The sequence below is a fragment of the Streptomyces mutomycini genome (assembly GCF_001700505.1).
Taxonomy (GTDB): Bacteria; Actinomycetota; Actinomycetes; order Streptomycetales; family Streptomycetaceae; genus Streptomyces; species Streptomyces mutomycini.
Genome location: NZ_MAPV01000061.1, coordinates 16,359 through 33,988 on the forward strand (window position 1 = coordinate 16,359; position 17,630 = coordinate 33,988).

Here is a 17,630-nt window from a genome sequence, read left to right on the forward strand (position 1 = left end):
CAGAGGGCCTCCGCCGTTCTTGGGATGATCGGGGGGTGACGTCCCCCGGAAGCGCCCCCGAACCCCCCGGCCACGCATCAGGCAGCACACAGAGTCATGCGCACGGCCATACCCACGCCCACGGCCCTGCCGCGCCGGTGTCAAAGCATCTGCGCAAGGTCATCGCCGCCGTGCTGATCCCCTTCGCAGCCGCGGTCCTGGTCGGCCTCGTGGCGTTCTGGCCCGGCGGAGCTCCCGCCCATGAGCGCACGGGCGTCGGATTCGACCGGCAGACCCAGGACGGGCAGGTGACGAAGGTCGTGCAGGTCGACTGTGCCGACGTCAACGCCTCTCAGGTACCGGCGACCGGCGACACCTCCACGCCCTCAGGGCGGGAGGCCGTCAACGAGCAGTCGGGGCAGTGCAAGAAGGCAACGGTCGAAGTGACCACCGGTGAGGACAAGGGCCGTACGTTCGTCGAGGTCATCCAGCCCGATGCCCCGCGGCAACTGCACGAGGGCCAGGGGGTGGTCGTGGCGTACGCACCCGACGCGCCCCGGGATCTGCAGTACTCGGTCACGGATGTGGACCGTACCGTGCCGATGGCGCTGCTCGCCGGGATCTTCGCCCTCGCGGTGGTCGTGGTCGGCAGACTGCGCGGGCTGATGGCTCTGATCGCTCTGGCCATCTCCTTCGGCGTGCTGACCCTCTTCATCCTTCCGGCGATCCTGCAGGGCTCGAATCCGCTGGTCGTGGCGGTGATCGGGGCCAGCGCCATCATGCTGATCGCCCTCTACACCTGCCACGGGCTGACGGCCCGCACCTCCGTGGCCGTCGTCGGCACGCTCATCTCGTTGCTGCTGATCGGGCTGTTGGGCTCGCTCTTCATCGGATGGGCCGGTCTGACCGGAAACACGGACGACAACACCGGCCTCATCCATGGGCTGTACCCGGAGATCGACATGAGCGGTCTGCTTCTGGCCGGTGTGATCATCGGTTCGCTCGGCGTGCTCGACGACGTGACCGTCACCCAGACGTCGGCGGTCTGGGAGCTGCACCAGGCCGACCCGGCCCTGGGCGTACGCGGGCTCTACCGCGCGGGCATCCGGATCGGGCGGGACCACATCGCCTCGGTCGTCAACACGCTCGTACTCGCCTACGCGGGCGCGGCGCTACCCCTGCTGCTGCTCTTCTCCATCGCGCAGAGCAGCGTCGGCACGGTGGCCAACAGCGAACTGGTCGCCGAGGAGATCGTCCGGACTCTCGTCGGATCGATCGGGCTGGTCGCCTCGGTGCCGGTGACAACGGTGCTCGCGGCCCTGGTGGTCTCCGCGGACCGCACGGGGCTCGGCGCGGAAGCCGGAACTCCCGCACCCGCACGGGCCGGAAGGGGCCGGCGCCGCAAGGCGTGAGACACCACCGGACGCACGGCCCCGGGCCGCCGGCGTTCGGTGTGCAGCCGGGCCTCGTGTTCAGCCCGCGTTCTGTTCCTTGGCGAGGATGCGGCCCAGCGCCTCTTCCAGATTGCCGTCGAAGTCACCCAGCGCGTGCTCCTGCCCCAGTGGCACCAGCTTGTCCGTCCGGTCGAGGAAGGCGACAAGGGGCGCGGTGCCGGCCCGGAAGAGCGCACGGTCCGCACCGACCTGAAGGCGGATGTGTACATCCGACAGTCCTTCGGGCTCGATCGGGCCGATGTGCACATCGCCGTCACCACTCGGACTGTTGAGACCGTCGAGCAGCAGCTCACGGCCGAATGCCCAGGTGACGGGGGCGTCACCCGGCAGATGGAAGGTCATTCGGATCGCGTACGGATCACTGACCTCGTACCGGAGCTCCACCGGAATACGGAAGGAGAGCTCCTCGGAGACGAGGAAGCTCATCATGACCTCTGCTTGAACCGACTCGCGCATCGTTCAACCCCGCAGTAGATGAAACTGGCCAGGAATGATCCCCCTTGGCCCTATTGACGCCATCGTGGTGCACGCGATAGCGGATCACAAGGAGTGATTTTTCAGATACTGATAGAGAACACGAACGAGCGCAAGAGGGTGGTCACTTCGCAGCGTAGTTGTTCGACTGCGGGGAGCAACCGTTCCTCTTGATGCAGGGGAAGAGAAACAGCCATGGCCGCAACGGCGGAACCGACAGTGATCGGAATGGCCGCACAGACAGTTCCCATCGCGTACTCCTGCCGTTCGACGACAGGTTCCGTACGTTTCATCGATCTCAGGCGGTCCAGCAGCGCCTGACGGTCCCTTACGGAGTAACGCGTCAACGGCCGGACGGGATACCGGTCCAGATGATCCTCGCGTGCACGCTCGTCGAGCTGCCCGAGGAGGCACTGCCCGAGGGCGTGGGCATGGCCCGTCTCACGGAACGAGGCCCACTCGTGCACCGCGGGAACGGCGGGGATCTCCGCGACGGCGACCATCTCGATCTCGCCCTCCTTGTACAGGGCGCAGTACACGGGTGCGCCGATGACGTCCGCCCAGTGCGCGAGCGAGTCGACGATGACACCTGGACGGGGAGTCGCGGGGCCGCCGCCGAGTCGCTCGGCTGCGGCTCCGAACAGGAAGACGCCGTTCTCCCTGCGGAGATATCCCTCATGGGTCAGCGTGCGAAGCAGGTGATAGGCGGTGGGGAGGGGCAGCCCGGCCTCACGGGCGAGCTGCTTCGCCGGCGCCCCGTCCCGATGGGTGCCCACAGCCTCCATAAGTCTCAACGCCCGCTGAACCGAACCGATCAACGTCGGGACGGTGGTGCTCGATGCCGTGGTCACAGGTCACCCCCACGCATGGTGACGGGCTCTCAGCCCTCCCGCGGGGGCCGCCCCCACGGGCCCGCCGCGAGCCTGGGGTCCGGAGACCGGACGGTCGCACGAACCATTGGGCAGGGTGGTGACAGACCGTCATTTCCCAGCTGGCGGCAGCGGTACGCCACTGTATCCGTACGTACAGTCACGAGTGAGGTTTCGTCGTGGACTTAGCTCAGCTGGGCTAATCAGCGATTCCGAGGCCCGCCCCGCGGGCCAGTCGCACCGCCGCGCGACCGGGTGCCCGCCCGCTGTCGTCAGTGGTCGCTGCGCTCGGACGAGGACATGAACCTCCGCACGACGAAGATCAGACCACCCACGAGGACGACGAATACGAGCACCTTGAACAGCAGTCCGATGACGAACCCGACCACGCTGGCGATCAGGCCGCCGAACAGGACGATCGCGATGAGAGGCACCGCGACCCACTTCACCCACCAGGGCATCCCCGCGAAAATCTCCCGCACCGCCATCGCCGTTACCTCGTCTCTGTGAGTACCTGCTTCGATGCTAGATGCGCGAAGGTCGCCGACGGGGCCCGGGAGCCCTTGAAGTCCCCTGAGCGATCCCCTAGGGAACAGCGGGTCCGGGACCGAACCCGGCTCCGGCGGAACCCCGAGGACGCACCCTCTCAGCTCTCGGGCGGGGAGAAGATCACCATCACCCGGAGGTCCTCCGTGACGTGGTGGAACTTGTGGGCGGTGCCCGCCGGCACGAACACGACGCTCCCCCGCCCCACCTGCGTGGTCTCCATACCGACCGTGATCGAGGCGCGGCCGCTGACGACCAGGTACACCTCGTCCTGCTTGTGCGGCTGCTGGGGGTCCAGCGCCCCGGCGTCCAAGGCGTACAGGCCCACGGACATGCTGCGTTCCCTGATGAACTGCAGATAGGCGCCGTCGTTGGCGGCGCGCTCCGCCTCCAGCTCGTCCAGTCTGAATGCCTTCATCGTCCGTCCGCCCCTCGCGCCCCTGCTGGTCTGTCCCGGCGGTGTCCGCCACCGATCATGTCTGCCACGATCAGACACATGAAGAATTTCGTAGTCAAGACGATCGCCAACGCCGGTGCGCTGGCCGTAGCCATCTGGCTGCTCCAGGACATCACGCTGACCGGTGACAACACCGGGCGCAAGGTGCTCACCCTGATCGTGGTGGCGCTGTTGTTCGGCTTGGTGAACATCGTCGTCAAGCCGGTCGTGAAGCTGCTCACCCTGCCCCTGTTCATCCTGACGCTCGGGCTGATAACGCTCGTGGTCAACGCCTTGATGCTGATGCTCACCTCCTGGCTGGCCGGCGTCGTCGACCTGAACTTCAAAGTCGACGGTTTCTGGACCGCGGTCCTGGGCGGCCTGATCATCTCGGTCGTCTCCTGGGCCCTGAACGTCCTGCTCCCCGACGAGGACTGAATCGTCCACCGGTGACACAGTGCACAGCGGACCGGTGAACGCCGGGGAGAGACGAGGTAGTGAGAATGAGCACCACAGGCGACGGGACACGAGCGGTACGAGCGGGCCTGCCCGAACCTGAGCAGTACGAACCCACGCTTCCCGGTCCGGTCTTCGCCGCGCACTTCCATCTGTCCGGTGAGCCTGTCGGCCCTTACACCTACGGCCGGGAGACGAATCCCACCTGGACCCACCTGGAGCGGGCCATCGGCGAGCTGGAGGCGCCGGGGGAGGAGGTCGGGACCACGGTCTTCGCCTCCGGAATGGCCGCCGTCTCGGCCGTGCTGCTGTCACAGGCGCGCATGGGCGACGTGGTGGTCCTGCCGGACGACGGCTATCAGGCACTCCCCCTGGTGCGGGAGCAGCTGGAGGCCTACGGCGTCGAAGTGCGGACCGCGCCGACCGGCGGCGATGCCCAGCTGGAGCTCCTCGAAGGAGCGAAGCTGCTGTGGATCGAGACCCCCTCCAATCCGGGGCTCGACGTCTGTGACGTGCGGAGGCTGGTCGAGGCCGCTCACGCCGCGGGTGTTCTGGTCGCGGTCGACAACACCCTGGCGACCCCCCTCGGCCAGCGCCCCCTCGAGCTGGGTGCGGATTTCTCGGTGGCCAGCGACACCAAGGGCACGACCGGGCACGGGGACATCCTGCTCGGCCATGTGAGCTGCCGGGACCCGCACCTCACAGCAGGAGTACGTCGCTGGCGCAAGGTGGTCGGCGCCATTCCCGGCCCCATGGAAGCCTGGCTCGCACACCGGTCGCTGGCCACGCTGCAGCTGCGCCTCGACCGTCAGTGCACGACCGCGCTGGCGCTCGCGGAGGCCCTGGCCGAGCGGGCTGACGTGGCGGGACTCCGCTACCCGGGGCTGCCCGGCGACCCTTCGTACCCGATCGCTGTCCGGCAGATGCGGCGCTTCGGGTCCGTGGTCTCGTTCGTGCTGGCGGACGAGGACACCGCGGAGCGCTTCCTGGCCGCGCTGCGGCTGGTGGACGACGCGACGAGCTTCGGCGGCGTACGCTCCACCGCCGAGCGTCGGGCGCGCTGGGGCGGGGACGCGGTGCCGGAAGGCTTCGTGCGGTTCTCGGTCGGCGCCGAGGACCCCGAGGACCTGCTGGCAGACGTGAAACGCGCTCTGGACGAGTCCCTGCGCTGAACGGCGCCTCCCAGGTCAGGGCAGGACCGGCCCGGGACGGGCGTCCCCGTCCACCGGGCCGGTCCTGCCCGGAACGAGCGGTCCGAGCCTCCCCCCCTCGTGACTCGGACCACCCCGGTTCTTGCGCTGAGAACCGGCTGGACAAGGCTAGTTGACTGTGCGTCAGTGTCCAATCACAGTAGCGACAGCGACCTATCGACAAATTTATGGTTGCGACGGTCGTGAAGGGCGGTGCGGGACGGCGCAGCGCCCGTGAGGGTGGAGGTGACAGACCATGGACCTGGCCCTGCTGCGCACATTCGTCGCGGTGCACCGGGCCGGTTCGTTCACCCGTGCCGCCGCGCTGCTCGGGCTGTCCCAGCCCGCCGTCACCTCGCAGATACGCGCCCTGGAACGACAGCTGGGCCGTCCGCTGTTTCTGCGCAGAGCCCGAGGCGTGACCCCGACCAGTGCCGGCGCCGAGCTCGCCCACCGGGCCGCCCCTCACCTGGACGCACTGGTCGACATCGTCGAGGCAGGGCTCGACCAGGAATCGGGGGCCAGGACACTGCACCTGGCCGGACCTCCGGAGTTCACCTCACTGCGGGCGCTGCCGGCCCTTACCCCTCTGCTCTCCCAAGGGCTCGCCCTGCGAAGCACCTTCGCGGTGGACACCGAGGACACGCTGGCAGGTCTGGCGGCAGGACATCATGACCTGGCCATCACCACCGCCCGCCCACGCGGCGGTCCGCTGACGTCGACCACCCTCTGCGACGAGGAGCACGTCCTGATCGCCGCGCCGCGCTGGGCAGGACGCCTGGGGCCAGGGGCGCTGCCGCACAAGGGGTCCGTACTGCTCGAGCAGTTACCGGTGGTCGAGGTCCACGAGAGTCTCCCTCTGGTCAGCCGCTACTGGGCGACGGTGTTCGACAGCCGCCCCGCGGCCTCCGCCGCAGTGATCGCACCGGACCTCCGAGCGGTTCTGGAGAGCACGGCAGCGGGCGCCGGGCTCGCCGTGCTGCCCCGCTATCTCTGCGAGAGCGCGCTGGAGCGAGGAGAGGTCGTGGCGCTGCTCGACCCTCCGGTACCACCTCTGCGCACGTACTTCCTCAATGCCCGGACCGGCACACTCGGCCTGCCGCACATTGCGCGGGCGCACGAATGGCTGGTGCGTGCTGCTGTGGACTGGTGACCGGTCGGCCGACAGGAGTTTCAGACCGGGTTTCCTGGGCCACTCTCTTGCCATGACCGAACGTCCCGTGGTCAAGCGCACAGCACGCGCCGTCCTGCTCGACGGCGATGACCTCATCCTGATCAAGCGCACCAAACCCGGTGTCGACCCGTACTGGCTGACACCGGGCGGTGGCGTCGAGCCGGAGGACGCCACCGTCGTCGAGGCACTGCACCGCGAGGTCGACGAGGAACTCGGTGCCAAGGTCGTCGATGTCGTACCGTGCTTCGTCGATACCGTCGAGCACATCGCCGGGGGCGGGGTCAAAGGCGTGAAGGTGCAGCACTTCTTCGTCTGCCGGCTGGCTTCGATGGACCTTTCGCGTCGTCACGGACCGGAGATCGATGAACCCTGTGGGGAGTACGAAATCGTTCGCGTCTCCTTCAGCCGCATGGGAATCGCGGCTGTGCACCTCGTACCCCTGTCGCTGCGGCACTATCTGGACGCCAACATCGAAGGGCTCCGGGCGATGCACGCTCCCGATCTGAGGTGACGCCTGGAGGCACGGGCGACGCTTCCCCGGCGGGTAACAGGCTGGGCATGCCGCACGCGCCGAGGCAGGCAGCCGGGACGGCCCTCTGCCGGAGAACGGCTGGCTCCGCTCTGCTTGCGTCGCGGTGTTTCACGTGAAACCGCCCCCAGCGACCCGCCGGCCATCCGAAGTGCCACACACGTGGTCGTGGTCACCGCACTCTCGATGGCCACGGCCACGTGTCGCTTCCTCACCGCGATACCGGCGCCGAGGCCGTGTGGACCGCGTCTCCGGGGCGGGCGCCTGCGGCAGGTTCGGGAAGCACGGCGACCGGTCGACCACCGTTGGCGGCCCTGCGCTCGATGGCACCGGAGAGCACCGCCAGAAGCAATGCCGAGGCTGCGAGTGCGGCGCCGACCCAGTTGGGCGCTGTGTACCCGAAACCGGCCGCGATGACGATGCCGCCGAGCCACGCAGAGAGAGCGTTCCCGAGGTTGAACGCCCCGATGTTGACCGCCGAGGCCAGGGTGGGCGCACCAGCAGCCTGGTCGAGGACCCTCTTCTGTAGCGGCGGCACCGTGGCGAAGCCGAGAGCCCCGATAAGAAGGATGGTCACCGCGGCGGCGAACTTGTTGTGCGCGGTCACCGTGAACAGCGCCAGGACCACAGCGAGCGTGCCGAGTGACACATACAGCATGGGCATCAGACGGCGATCGGCGAACCTGCCGCCCAGCAGATTCCCGCCGACCATGCCGAGCCCGAAGAGAACAAGCAGCCAGGTGACCGATGACGTCGCGAAGCCGGCGGTCTCCGTCATCATCGGGGTGATGTAGGTGATCGCGGCGAAGACGCCCCCGAATCCCAGAACCGTCATCGCCATGGCGAGCAGCACCTGGACATTGCGGAACGCCGCCAGTTCGTGACGGATCCTGACGCCCTGAGGCTTCGGCTGCTCCGGGACGAGCTTGGCCACACCGAGAAGTCCCAGGACACCGAGTGCCGCCACGACGAGGAATGTGACGCGCCAGCCGAATTCCTGCCCGATGGAGGTCCCCAGTGGGACCCCTACGACGTTGGCAACGGTCAGCCCGGTGAACATCGTGGCGATGGCGCCGGCCTTCTTCTCCGGAGCGACCAGGTCCGCGGCCACGACCGATCCGATGCCGAAGAAGGCTCCGTGGGCGAGCGAGGCGATCACCCGTCCGGCGAGCATCGCGCCGAAGACGGGGGCGAGCGCGGAGACCACGTTCCCCACGATGAACAACGCCATCAGGAACATCAGCATCCGTTTCCTGGTCACCCGCGTGCCCAGGATGGTCATCAGCGGAGCGCCGAGGACCACTCCCAAGGCATATCCCGTGACCAGGAATCCAGCAGCGGGGATCGAGACCTGGAAGTCCGCCGCGACATCGGGAAGCAGGCCCATGATCACGAACTCTGTGGTGCCGATACCGAACGCCCCTATGGCGAGGGCGAGGAGTGCAAGCGGCATGAGTGTCACTTTCCTAGCGATTGCGTGTGCACTTTACGAGCGTCCACAATAGTTGCAGACGCTGTCTATTTGCAAGCGCCGACTATTGCACTCGTGCCCTATCCTGGAGGCAAGCAGCAGCTCCCGTACGGAGGAGAGACCCATGACAGCGGCAGATCCCGCACTGACGGCCCTCGCACAGAGCTGGTGTGCCCTCTCCCTGCTCCACGGCAAGATCGAAGCCCGAATCGAACGTGCCCTGCAGTCCCGTCACAGCCTGAGCGCGCGTGAGTTCTCCCTGCTCGACGTCCTGAGCCGCCAGCACAGCGGCACGGGTGGCCACCTGCAGATGAAGCAGGTGGCGGATGCTGTGGTGCTCAGCCAGAGCGCCACCACGAGACTGGTCACCAGGCTCGAGGACCGTGGACTGCTGACCAGGTATCTGTGCGACACGGACCGGCGAGGCATCTACACAGACGTCACAGAGGCAGGTCTCGCGCTGCTGAACGAGGCCAGGCCGACCAATGACACCGCGCTCCGGGCCGCTCTCGACGAGGCTGCCGAGAACCCGGAGCTCGCCCCGCTGGTCCGTACGGTCGAGGGGCTGAAGGTCCCCGCCTGAACCAGCGGCTTTGCGTAGTCTGCCGATCATGAGCGATCTCGACATACGTCCCGCAACACTCGCCGACATCCCAGCCGTGGTGGCCATGCTCGCCGACGATCCTCTGGGTGCCCAGCGCGAGTCCCCGGACGACCTCGGTCCCTATCAGGCCGCGTTCCGACGGCTCGCCGATGACCCGAACCAGCATCTGGTCGTGGCCGTGCGCGAAGACCGCGCCGTGGGAACCCTTCAGCTCACGATCATTCCCGGACTGTCCCGACGTGGGGCGACCCGTTCCGTCATCGAGGGTGTCCGCGTCCACGCTGACGAGCGCGGCAGCGGCCTCGGCACCCAGCTGATCCAGTGGGCGGTCGATGAGTCCCGACGTCAGGACTGCCAGTTGGTGCAGCTGACGTCGGACGGCACCCGTACCGAGGCCCACCGTTTCTACGAACGGCTCGGCTTCACCTCGAGCCATGTCGGGTTCAAGCTCGCTCTGTGAGCCATCGGGGTTCCGCCGGCTCGGCTCGCCACTCCGGGAGGGATGTACGTGTACCGCATCTCCGACGAACAGCGCAGGATCAGACTCGGACGCCGGCATCTGCTGGCCCCGTCCGTACGGACGGGCTCAGTGGTCGCGGTGGCCGACGCAGTGGTCGCTCTGCATGCGACCGATGCCGCCACGGTCTACCTCTCCGTCTGCGCACGGATGACCGAGCCCGGAATCGGAGCGGTGGACCATGCGCTGTACGAAGACGTCTCACTGGTGCGGCTGCTTTCCATGCGGAACACATTGTTCAGCATGTCCGCGGAGGTCGCGCCTGCCATCGACGCGTCGAGTGCACGGCCCGTGGCAGCCAAGGAACGTCAGAAGCTCCTCAAGCACCTGCGGGAGGACGCCAACGGGCTGGACGAACAGTGGCTCGCCGATACCGAGCGGCAGACGCTCTCCGCTCTCGCCACGCGGGGCCGTGCCACGGGCAGCGAGCTTTCGGCCGCCGTGCCCGCCCTGCGAACGAAGATCACCATTTTTCCCGGGACGAGGCAGGAAACGGTGCAGGGAGTGGCCTCCCGTGTCATCCGGGTGCTGGCCGCCGATGGCCGCATCCGACGAGACCGGCCTCGCGGTTCGTGGACGTCCAGCCAGTTCCGTTGGACGACCGCCGCGCCTTGGCCGGAATCGGATCCCGCCGAGGCGCGGACGGAAGTGGCCGGACGCTGGCTCCGGTCCTACGGCCCCGCGACGGAAGGCGATCTGAAGTGGTGGACCGGCTGGGGCATCCGTGAGACGCGTGCCGCCCTGGCCGCAGCCAGCGCCGAGGAGGTCCTGCTCGACAGCGGAGCCTTCGGCTGGGCCGCCCCAGGAGATCTCGCCGCGGAACCTGCTCCTGAGCCATGGGCGGCACTGCTACCCGGCCTCGACCCGAGCGCGATGGGCTGGGCCGACCGTGACTTCCAGCTGCCCGCCGACCACCGTGCCGCGCTCTTCGACCGTTCCGGCAACATCGGCCCCACGGTGTGGTGGAACGGCGGGATCGTAGGCGGCTGGGCCCAGCGCCCCGATGGTGAGCTGGTGTGGCGTCTGCTGTCCGACATCGGACGTGAGGGTTCACAACTCATCGAGGCAGAAGCTGCGCGACTGTCGGCGTGGACAGGCGACGCACGCGTCACCCCACGCTTCCGCACGCCTCTGGAACGCGAGCTGACGGGCTGATCGGTTCACCCCGAGGAGTCCGGCCGCGGCTGGGGCGGCACGTCGCGTTTCACGTGAAACGCGACATGGCGCCTCAACCTCTCAGGTGGCCAGCCCCCGCCAGCCACCCTCGTCCACGCCACCGGGAACGGCTGCGCCACGGTCGTAGGGCTCCCGCGTGAAGACGAACGACCCCAGGTCGAGATGGTCCACCGAGCCGTCCTCGGCGCGCACGACCCGGAGAGTCTCCCCCGCGTAATATCCGTTCAGGCCCGTCCAGGTCCCGTCGGGGCATGCTCGGAAGCAAGCTGCACGGCCCGCGCCCTTCAGGGGCTGAAGCTCGAGCCCCCTGTCCGCGAGCAGTTTCAGGCCATGGACCTGCGTACCCCAGTACCAGGGCCCGGTCAGCGCCAGCAGCTCTGGGTCGACCTCGGGCAGCGGGCGCCAGGCCTCCGGGATCCTGGGCTCCGCTTCGGCAACGATGTGCAGAAGATCAGCGGCGACCGCACCGGTCAGCGGGCCGGAAGTGGCGTTCGAAAGCACCACGGCCGCCACATCGTCCTCGATGCTGAACAACAGTGTGGCCAGGAAGCCCGGAAGCGAGCCCGAGTGACCGAGGAACGTGCGATCCCCACGCCGTACAGCCTGAAGACCGAGGCCGTAGGTGCCGGCCCAGTCGCCTGCCTCGGGCGGGGCAGCTGGAGCACGCATCTCCGCCACCGAGGACGCGCGCAGGACTCGTTCATCTCCCCGTGCCAGGAAGGCCGCGAAGCGGAGGAGATCGCTGGTGGTCGACCAGAGCTGACCGGCCGGCGCCATCACCCCGAGGTCCTCGGCCGGCTCGGGCAGCATGACATCGGCCCACGGATGGACGGCCCAGCCACCCGCATGCGGGGCATGCGCCTGGGGAGTCGTACGGTCCATCCCCAGGGGCTCCAGAATCTCGCGGCGCAGCACCTCTGCCCAGGAGTCACCACGCAACCTCTCGACGAGGGAGCCGAGCAGCGTGTAACCCGGGTTCGAGTAGTGGTGCCCGTGGCCGGCCGGGTGGATCACGGGCCTCTCGCCGAGCACGTCCGTCAGCTCCGGACGAGTGGCACCCGGCGTCCTCTCCCACCAAGGGGCGGGCGTCTCTGCCTTCAGTCCTCCGCTGTGGCCCAGCAGTTGGAAAATAGTCACCTGTCCCACGTCCGTGCCCGGCAGGTGCTTGTCCAGGGGGTCACCCAGATCCAGGAGCCCCTCGTCACGCAGACGCAGCACCAGCACGGCGGTGAAGGTCTTGGTGATGGAACCGATCCTGAACTGCGTATCGCCATCGGGCTCATGGCCGTCCACGCAACTGCGTGCACCACTCCAGGCGACCTGGCCGTCCCGCTGCACCGCGGCGACGAGAGAAGGGGCCCGGCCTTGGGACTGCGCGGTGGCGACACGGTGAAGCAGGGCACGCCGGGTGCTGGGGAGCAGGACTTCGGAAGAGGTCATGCCCAAGGATGACTCCTGCTTTGTCGGCCTGACGAACCCATTTCGCATCGCTCAGGTCGCCGCGCTGACCAGGGGATCTCTGGGCTGTCTCGGCCCATGTCCCCGCACCCGGTGCCACATCCACATGTACGGCGTGCTCGCACGCCGATGTGCGGCACCTGCTGGTGAAGAGCGACATGGACCGGACCATCCCCGCCGAGAACGGCCTCCAGCCCAAGGGCCACATCAGCGGGCAGTGTCTCGGTCACGCCGTTCCTGCCCGGATACGCCCATGCGCGACGCCAATTGCTGACGATGCGGGCCGGACCATGATCGACGAGACGAACCGTCAGCGGTGAACCGCGGCGCAGGGAGTATCCGGCAGTTCGGATAAAACCGGGTGAGAATCCGGCTTCGCACGCCGTGCCATCTCCTGGACTCCCAGCTCCGTGTCATTTTCCTGGCTCGCCCGGCCGAAAACGGCGACGCCGCTGCCCAAGGAGGTTCACCGGACGGTCAGAAGCTCCAGCTGTAGAGGCCGCCGCCCGTGCTCACCGCAGACGCCGCAAGCCGGGACACTCCCTGCAGTACCGCCAGCAGATCATCGTCGGTCAGTTCGTCGCCGTCGGCAGACCTGAGCCTCGCGGTCCAGCGATCTGCCAGCTCCTCCAGCTCAGTGGAAGTGGCGTCGGCCAACGCCCGGATCAACCGCGGCGGCAGAGCGAACACCTCAACGCCATCGTTCAAGGGGGCGGTTACCCACTCCGGCCACGACCACCCAAGGAGTTGCTCGATCGGCGGGATCTCGGCAGAGGGCTCCTCGAAGAACATGTCCCACTCCGCGATGGCACTGTCCGGCTCCAGGAATCGGCAGGTCACAGACTCAAACGCCTGACCAGGTCCCTGCCAGCGCGTCGCAGCGGCACTCTCGTCGTCCGGAGCGAGGAAGAACACTATGTCGTGGGCCATCTCAGCATGGTGGCAGACGACCTGGGACAGTCCTGTACACGAAGAGGGGTCTCACTCGATCAGGAGGCACGATTCTCACCCGGTGTCCCATTGGAGGCGCGGTGGACATCCCGGATGAGAAAGGGACACGGGATCTGAGAACCTTCAGCCGCGTGGGTCAGGTCTGCGCCATGTCCACGAACCGGGAGTAGTGGCCCTGGAACGCCACGGTGATCGTCGCCGTCGGACCGTTTCGGTGCTTGGCCACGATCAGGTCCGCCTCGCCCGCGCGTGGAGACTCCTTCTCGTATGCATCCTCACGGTGCAGCAGGATCACCATGTCGGCGTCCTGCTCGATGGAGCCGGACTCACGCAGGTCGGAGACCATCGGCTTCTTGTCCGTACGCTGCTCAGGCCCACGGTTCAGCTGGGAAAGGGCGATGACGGGAAGCTCGAGTTCCTTGGCGAGGAGCTTGAGGTTTCGGGACATGTCCGAGACCTCCTGCTGCCGGCTCTCCGCCCGTTTGGCCCCTCCGGACTGCATCAGCTGCAAGTAGTCGATGACCACGAGCTTCAGGTCGTTCCGCTGCTTGAGGCGACGGCACTTCGCACGGATCTCCATCATCGAGAGGTTCGGGGAATCATCGATGTAGAGCGGAGCGGCGGAGACATCCGGCATCCGACGGGCGAGTCGCGTCCAGTCCTCATCGGTCATGGTCCCGGAGCGCATGTGATGGAGGGCCACCCGGGCCTCGGCCGACAGCAGGCGCATCGCGATCTCGTTGCGTCCCATTTCCAGGGAGAAGATCACGCTCGGCAGATTGCTCTTGATCGAGCAGGCTCGGGCGAAGTCCAGGGCGAGAGTGGACTTACCCATGGCGGGACGGGCCGCGATGACGATCATCTGACCCGGGTGCAGACCGTTGGTGAGGGAGTCGAGGTCCGTGAATCCGGTCGGTACACCGGTCATCTCGCCGCTGCGGGAGCCGATGGCCTCGATCTCGTCGAGGGCACCTTCCATGATGTCGCCGAGCGGCAGGTAGTCCTCGCTTGTGCGCTGCTCCGTGACGGCGTAGATCTCGGCCTGCGCCGAGTTGACGATTTCGTCGACGTCACCGTCGGCCGCATATCCCATCTGGGTGATCTTCGTGCCCGCCTCGACAAGGCGCCGGAGCACTGCCCGCTCGTGGACGATCTCCGCGTAGTAGGAAGCGTTGGCCGCTGTGGGCACGGACTGCACCAGCGTGTGCAGGTACGGGGCCCCGCCGACCTTGGTGATCTCGCCGCGCTTGACCAGCTCGGCCGCCACCGTGATCGGGTCGGCCGGCTCCCCCTTGGCGTAGAGGTCGAGAATCGCCGTATAGACCGTCTCGTGCGCGGGACGGTAGAAGTCATGGCCCTTGATGATTTCCACGACGTCCGCGATGGCGTCCTTGGAGAGCAGCATGCCGCCGAGGACGGACTGCTCGGCGTCCAGATCCTGCGGAGGCACCCGCTCGAAGCCTGATGGCCCGCCGTCCCAGCCACTCTCCCGGCCACGCTCGTGCTGTTCGTCGCGCCCCTTGCCCTCTCCACGCCGCTGACGGGAAACGGGCAGACGGTCGCTGGGACCGACATCGGCCCAGGGATCGTCCAAAGGCTCGGGAATGCTCACCGGGCCACCTCCTCCCGTCCGCTTCGCGGACCTAACCGTGCCTCTCTTTCTTACGGCACGGCACCGACAAACAAGACGCCCGACTCCGGTTCCGGCGCGTCAAGTTCTGGAGACTTCCAAGCCGGAACGGAGTGCGGGCGCCGCCCCACGGTAGGCCGGTCCGCACCGTCAGCCAATCTGGTTATCCACAGGGCTTGTGGACGACGGACCAGATGCTGTGGAGAACCCGTCGGATCCTGTGCACGGACCGGGGGACAGCACTGTGGACAAACTCATATCCACTCACCAAAGAAGCCCCTGAGCTGGTGTTTCTCAATCCACCGGCTGTGGGGGAGAAAAACTTTTGCCCGTAGCTCAAGATCGAGGGAAGCAGCCCCGCACGGGACCCGGAAACCTAAGCAAGGTAAGGATCACTAACACATTGCATCTATTACCTGTGGAAGATTAGATTAGCCTCCATGACCCAGGCGCCCACGGCTCAGCCACCCTCCCCCCGCCGGCACGACCGCGAGATCATCGCACTCGCCGTTCCGGCCTTCGGTGCGCTCGTTGCCGAGCCTCTTTTCGTCATGGTCGACAGTGCCATCGTCGGCCACCTCGGCACTCCACAACTGGCCGGCCTGGCGGTCGCCGCAGCCCTGCTGACAACGGCGGTGAGCGTCTTCGTCTTCCTCGCCTACGCCACCACAGCCGCGGTCGCCCGCCAGGTCGGCGCAGGAGATCTGGCTTCCGCCGTCCGCCAGGGCATGGACGGTATCTGGCTTGCCCTGCTGATCGGTGCCGCCGTCGTCGCTGTCACGGTCCCTCTGACACCGGCGCTGGTCGAAATCTTCGGGACATCCGACACCGCGACCCCATACGCCACGACCTATCTGCGGATCTCCAGCTTCGGCATTCCCGCGATGCTCGTGGTGCTCGCGGCGACGGGCGTACTGCGCGGCCTTCAGGACACCCGGACACCGCTCTACGTCGCCATCGGTGGATTCGCGGCCAACGGAGCACTCAATGCCGGGCTCGTCTACGGAGCCGGGCTGGGGGTCGCAGGATCCGCATGGGGCACCGTCATCGCCCAGTGGGGCATGGCGCTCGTGTATCTGGTCGTCGTGGTCCGCGGGGCCCGTCGGCACGGAGCATCGCTGCGTCCCGATGCCGCAGGCATCCGGGCCAGCGCCCAAGCAGGCGTACCCCTGCTGGTCCGCACGCTCTCGCTGAGGGCGGTCCTCATGATCGCCACTGCGGTCGCCGCCCGCCTCGGTGACACGGATATCGCCGGCCACCAGATCATCCTGTCGCTCTGGAGCCTTACGGCATTCGCGCTCGACGCCATCGCCATCGCAGGCCAGGCCATCATCGGCCGCTACCTGGGCGCTAATGACGCCAGAGGCGCCCGCGAGGCATGTCGCCGGATGGTTCAGTGGGGGGTCGCCTCCGGGGTGGTCCTCGGGGCGCTGATCGTTCTTGCCAGACCACTGTTCGTCCCGCTGTTCACGGGCGACACATCCGTGCAGGACACTTTGCTGCCTGCACTACTGGTCGTGGCGCTCTCCCAGCCGATCTCCGGCGTGGTCTTCGTTCTTGACGGAGTGCTGATGGGGGCGGGTGATGGGCGCTATCTGGCCTGGGCCATGGTCCTGACGCTGGCCGTCTTCGCCCCGGTCGCTCTCCTCATCCCCAGCTTCGGAGGAGGCCTCACCGCTCTCTGGGGTGCGATGACCCTGATGATGACTGTCCGACTGGTGACGCTATGGATGCGCATGAGGTCCGGCCGCTGGATCGTGACCGGCGCCACGCGCTGAAGCTGCACCCGGCCTGGCATCACTCGGCAAGGAACCGTTTCACGTGAAACGACGAAGGGCCACACCCGGAGGGTGTGGCCCTTCACCTAGCTCTGCTGAGCTGTGCCCTTAGGCAGCAACGACCTCGATACCGAGCTTCGCGGCAACCTCGGGGTGCAGACGGACAGACACCTGGTGTCCGCCGAGCGTCTTGATCGGCGAGCCGAGCTCGACGCGACGCTTGTCGACGTCCGGGCCACCGGCAGACTTGATCGCCGAGGCGATGTCAGCCGGGGTGACGGAGCCGAAGAGACGGCCGGCGTCGCCGGAGCGAACAGCCAGACGGACCTTCACGGCCTCGAGCTTGACCTTGATCTCGTTGGCCTGCTCGATCGTCGCGATCTCGTGGATCTTGCGGGCGCGGCGGATCTGCGCCACGTCCTTCTCGCCACCCTTGGTCCAGCGAATGGCAAAGCCACGCGGAACCAGGTAGTTACGGGCGTACCCGTCCTTGACGTCCACGACGTCGCCGGCGGCACCGAGGCCAGTGACCTCGTGGGTGAGGATGATCTTCATGATTCGGTCACCCTTCCCTTATCGCGCGGTGGACGTGTAGGGCAGCAGCGCCATCTCACGGCTGTTCTTGACTGCCGTGGCGACGTCACGCTGGTGCTGCGTGCAGTTGCCGGTCACGCGGCGGGCACGGATCTTGCCGCGGTCGGAAATGAACTTCCGCAGCATGTTCGTGTCCTTGTAGTCCACGTACTGGGTCTTGTCCTTGCAGAACGCGCAGACCTTCTTCTTAGGCTTGCGCACAGGCGGCTTCGCCATTGTGTTTCTCCTGTGTGATCAAGAAGTGGGGTACGAGCAGCCCTAGAAGGGAGGCTCGTCCGAGTAGCCGCCACCAGAGTTGCCTGAGCCGCCGGAACCGCCGGAGCCTCCGCCCCAGCCACCCCCGC

At 67.2% G+C, this 17,630-nt stretch carries 19 protein-coding genes; 9 read left to right on the forward strand and 10 right to left on the reverse strand.

Features of this window, described 5'->3' with window-relative positions:
- The first annotated feature begins 35 nt into the window (after nucleotides 1-35).
- Nucleotides 36-1,391, forward strand: a complete 1,356-nt coding sequence (locus BFF76_RS10090) for a YibE/F family protein (RefSeq protein WP_065848038.1) — start codon at nucleotides 36-38, stop codon at nucleotides 1,389-1,391.
- A gap of 60 nt (nucleotides 1,392-1,451) precedes the next feature.
- Here the strand turns inward: BFF76_RS10090 and BFF76_RS10095 are convergent, their stop codons facing one another.
- From BFF76_RS10095 to BFF76_RS10110, 4 genes are all read right to left on the reverse strand, one after another.
- On the reverse strand, nucleotides 1,452-1,889 hold the full coding sequence (locus tag BFF76_RS10095) for an SsgA family sporulation/cell division regulator (RefSeq protein ID WP_031090315.1): 438 nt from the start codon (nucleotides 1,887-1,889) through the stop codon (nucleotides 1,452-1,454).
- 101 nt (nucleotides 1,890-1,990) lie between these two features.
- Nucleotides 1,991-2,758 (reverse strand): IclR family transcriptional regulator, encoded by a 768-nt coding sequence (locus BFF76_RS10100; protein WP_199831514.1) that lies wholly within the window; start codon nucleotides 2,756-2,758, stop codon nucleotides 1,991-1,993.
- A gap of 290 nt (nucleotides 2,759-3,048) precedes the next feature.
- The gene (locus BFF76_RS10105; RefSeq protein WP_031090321.1) at nucleotides 3,049-3,258 is read right to left on the reverse strand and encodes a DUF5326 family protein; all 210 of its coding nucleotides are present in this window, start codon (nucleotides 3,256-3,258) and stop codon (nucleotides 3,049-3,051) included.
- Nucleotides 3,259-3,422: 164 nt separating this feature from the next.
- Nucleotides 3,423-3,740 (reverse strand): cupin domain-containing protein, encoded by a 318-nt coding sequence (locus BFF76_RS10110; RefSeq protein WP_031090323.1) that lies wholly within the window; start codon nucleotides 3,738-3,740, stop codon nucleotides 3,423-3,425.
- Nucleotides 3,741-3,818: 78 nt separating this feature from the next.
- On the opposite strand from BFF76_RS10110, the gene BFF76_RS10115 reads away from it, so the two are divergent.
- The 4 genes from BFF76_RS10115 (at nucleotide 3,819) to BFF76_RS10130 (ending at nucleotide 7,089) form a co-directional block, all read left to right on the forward strand.
- A complete protein-coding gene (locus BFF76_RS10115; protein WP_065848039.1) occupies nucleotides 3,819-4,196 on the forward strand; it encodes a phage holin family protein in 378 nt (125 codons plus the stop codon).
- A gap of 65 nt (nucleotides 4,197-4,261) precedes the next feature.
- A complete protein-coding gene (locus tag BFF76_RS10120; protein ID WP_065848040.1) occupies nucleotides 4,262-5,386 on the forward strand; it encodes a cystathionine gamma-lyase in 1,125 nt (374 codons plus the stop codon).
- Between the two features lie 274 nt (nucleotides 5,387-5,660).
- Nucleotides 5,661-6,557, forward strand: a complete 897-nt coding sequence (locus BFF76_RS10125; RefSeq protein WP_065848041.1) for a LysR family transcriptional regulator — start codon at nucleotides 5,661-5,663, stop codon at nucleotides 6,555-6,557.
- Between the two features lie 52 nt (nucleotides 6,558-6,609).
- Nucleotides 6,610-7,089, forward strand: a complete 480-nt coding sequence (locus tag BFF76_RS10130; protein WP_065848042.1) for an NUDIX domain-containing protein — start codon at nucleotides 6,610-6,612, stop codon at nucleotides 7,087-7,089.
- A 229-nt stretch (nucleotides 7,090-7,318) separates the two neighbouring features.
- Here BFF76_RS10130 and BFF76_RS10135 read toward each other — a convergent pair whose 3' ends face one another.
- Complete coding sequence (locus BFF76_RS10135; RefSeq protein ID WP_031090333.1) at nucleotides 7,319-8,560, reverse strand: MFS transporter; 1,242 nt, start codon at nucleotides 8,558-8,560, stop codon at nucleotides 7,319-7,321.
- A 142-nt stretch (nucleotides 8,561-8,702) separates the two neighbouring features.
- Here BFF76_RS10135 and BFF76_RS10140 point away from each other — a divergent pair, with 142 nt between their 5' ends.
- The 3 genes from BFF76_RS10140 to BFF76_RS10150 are packed head-to-tail and all read left to right on the forward strand — an operon-like array spanning nucleotide 8,703 to nucleotide 10,854.
- Nucleotides 8,703-9,161, forward strand: a complete 459-nt coding sequence (locus tag BFF76_RS10140) for a MarR family winged helix-turn-helix transcriptional regulator (RefSeq protein WP_031090336.1) — start codon at nucleotides 8,703-8,705, stop codon at nucleotides 9,159-9,161.
- Between the two features lie 28 nt (nucleotides 9,162-9,189).
- Entirely contained in the window at nucleotides 9,190-9,642 is a 453-nt protein-coding gene (locus BFF76_RS10145; RefSeq protein WP_053929556.1) for a GNAT family N-acetyltransferase, read from the forward strand.
- Between the two features lie 48 nt (nucleotides 9,643-9,690).
- Nucleotides 9,691-10,854: a winged helix DNA-binding domain-containing protein gene (locus BFF76_RS10150; protein ID WP_065848045.1), complete on the forward strand. Its 1,164-nt coding sequence runs from the start codon at nucleotides 9,691-9,693 to the stop codon at nucleotides 10,852-10,854.
- A gap of 81 nt (nucleotides 10,855-10,935) precedes the next feature.
- On the opposite strand, the gene BFF76_RS10155 is transcribed toward BFF76_RS10150, so the two are convergent.
- From BFF76_RS10155 to dnaB, 3 genes are all read right to left on the reverse strand, one after another.
- Complete coding sequence (locus BFF76_RS10155; protein ID WP_065848043.1) at nucleotides 10,936-12,315, reverse strand: serine hydrolase domain-containing protein; 1,380 nt, start codon at nucleotides 12,313-12,315, stop codon at nucleotides 10,936-10,938.
- Between the two features lie 495 nt (nucleotides 12,316-12,810).
- Nucleotides 12,811-13,263: a hypothetical protein gene (locus BFF76_RS10165; protein ID WP_031090346.1), complete on the reverse strand. Its 453-nt coding sequence runs from the start codon at nucleotides 13,261-13,263 to the stop codon at nucleotides 12,811-12,813.
- A gap of 157 nt (nucleotides 13,264-13,420) precedes the next feature.
- Complete coding sequence (gene dnaB, locus BFF76_RS10170) at nucleotides 13,421-14,878, reverse strand: replicative DNA helicase (protein WP_031090348.1); 1,458 nt, start codon at nucleotides 14,876-14,878, stop codon at nucleotides 13,421-13,423.
- Nucleotides 14,879-15,354: 476 nt separating this feature from the next.
- On the opposite strand from dnaB, the gene BFF76_RS10175 reads away from it, so the two are divergent.
- Nucleotides 15,355-16,692 (forward strand): MATE family efflux transporter, encoded by a 1,338-nt coding sequence (locus BFF76_RS10175; protein WP_031090350.1) that lies wholly within the window; start codon nucleotides 15,355-15,357, stop codon nucleotides 16,690-16,692.
- Between the two features lie 108 nt (nucleotides 16,693-16,800).
- Here BFF76_RS10175 and rplI read toward each other — a convergent pair whose 3' ends face one another.
- Both rplI and rpsR read right to left on the reverse strand, forming a co-directional pair.
- The gene (rplI, locus tag BFF76_RS10180) at nucleotides 16,801-17,247 is read right to left on the reverse strand and encodes a 50S ribosomal protein L9 (RefSeq protein ID WP_031090352.1); all 447 of its coding nucleotides are present in this window, start codon (nucleotides 17,245-17,247) and stop codon (nucleotides 16,801-16,803) included.
- 18 nt (nucleotides 17,248-17,265) lie between these two features.
- Complete coding sequence (gene rpsR, locus BFF76_RS10185) at nucleotides 17,266-17,502, reverse strand: 30S ribosomal protein S18 (RefSeq protein WP_003967857.1); 237 nt, start codon at nucleotides 17,500-17,502, stop codon at nucleotides 17,266-17,268.
- Between the last annotated feature and the right edge of the window lie 128 nt (nucleotides 17,503-17,630).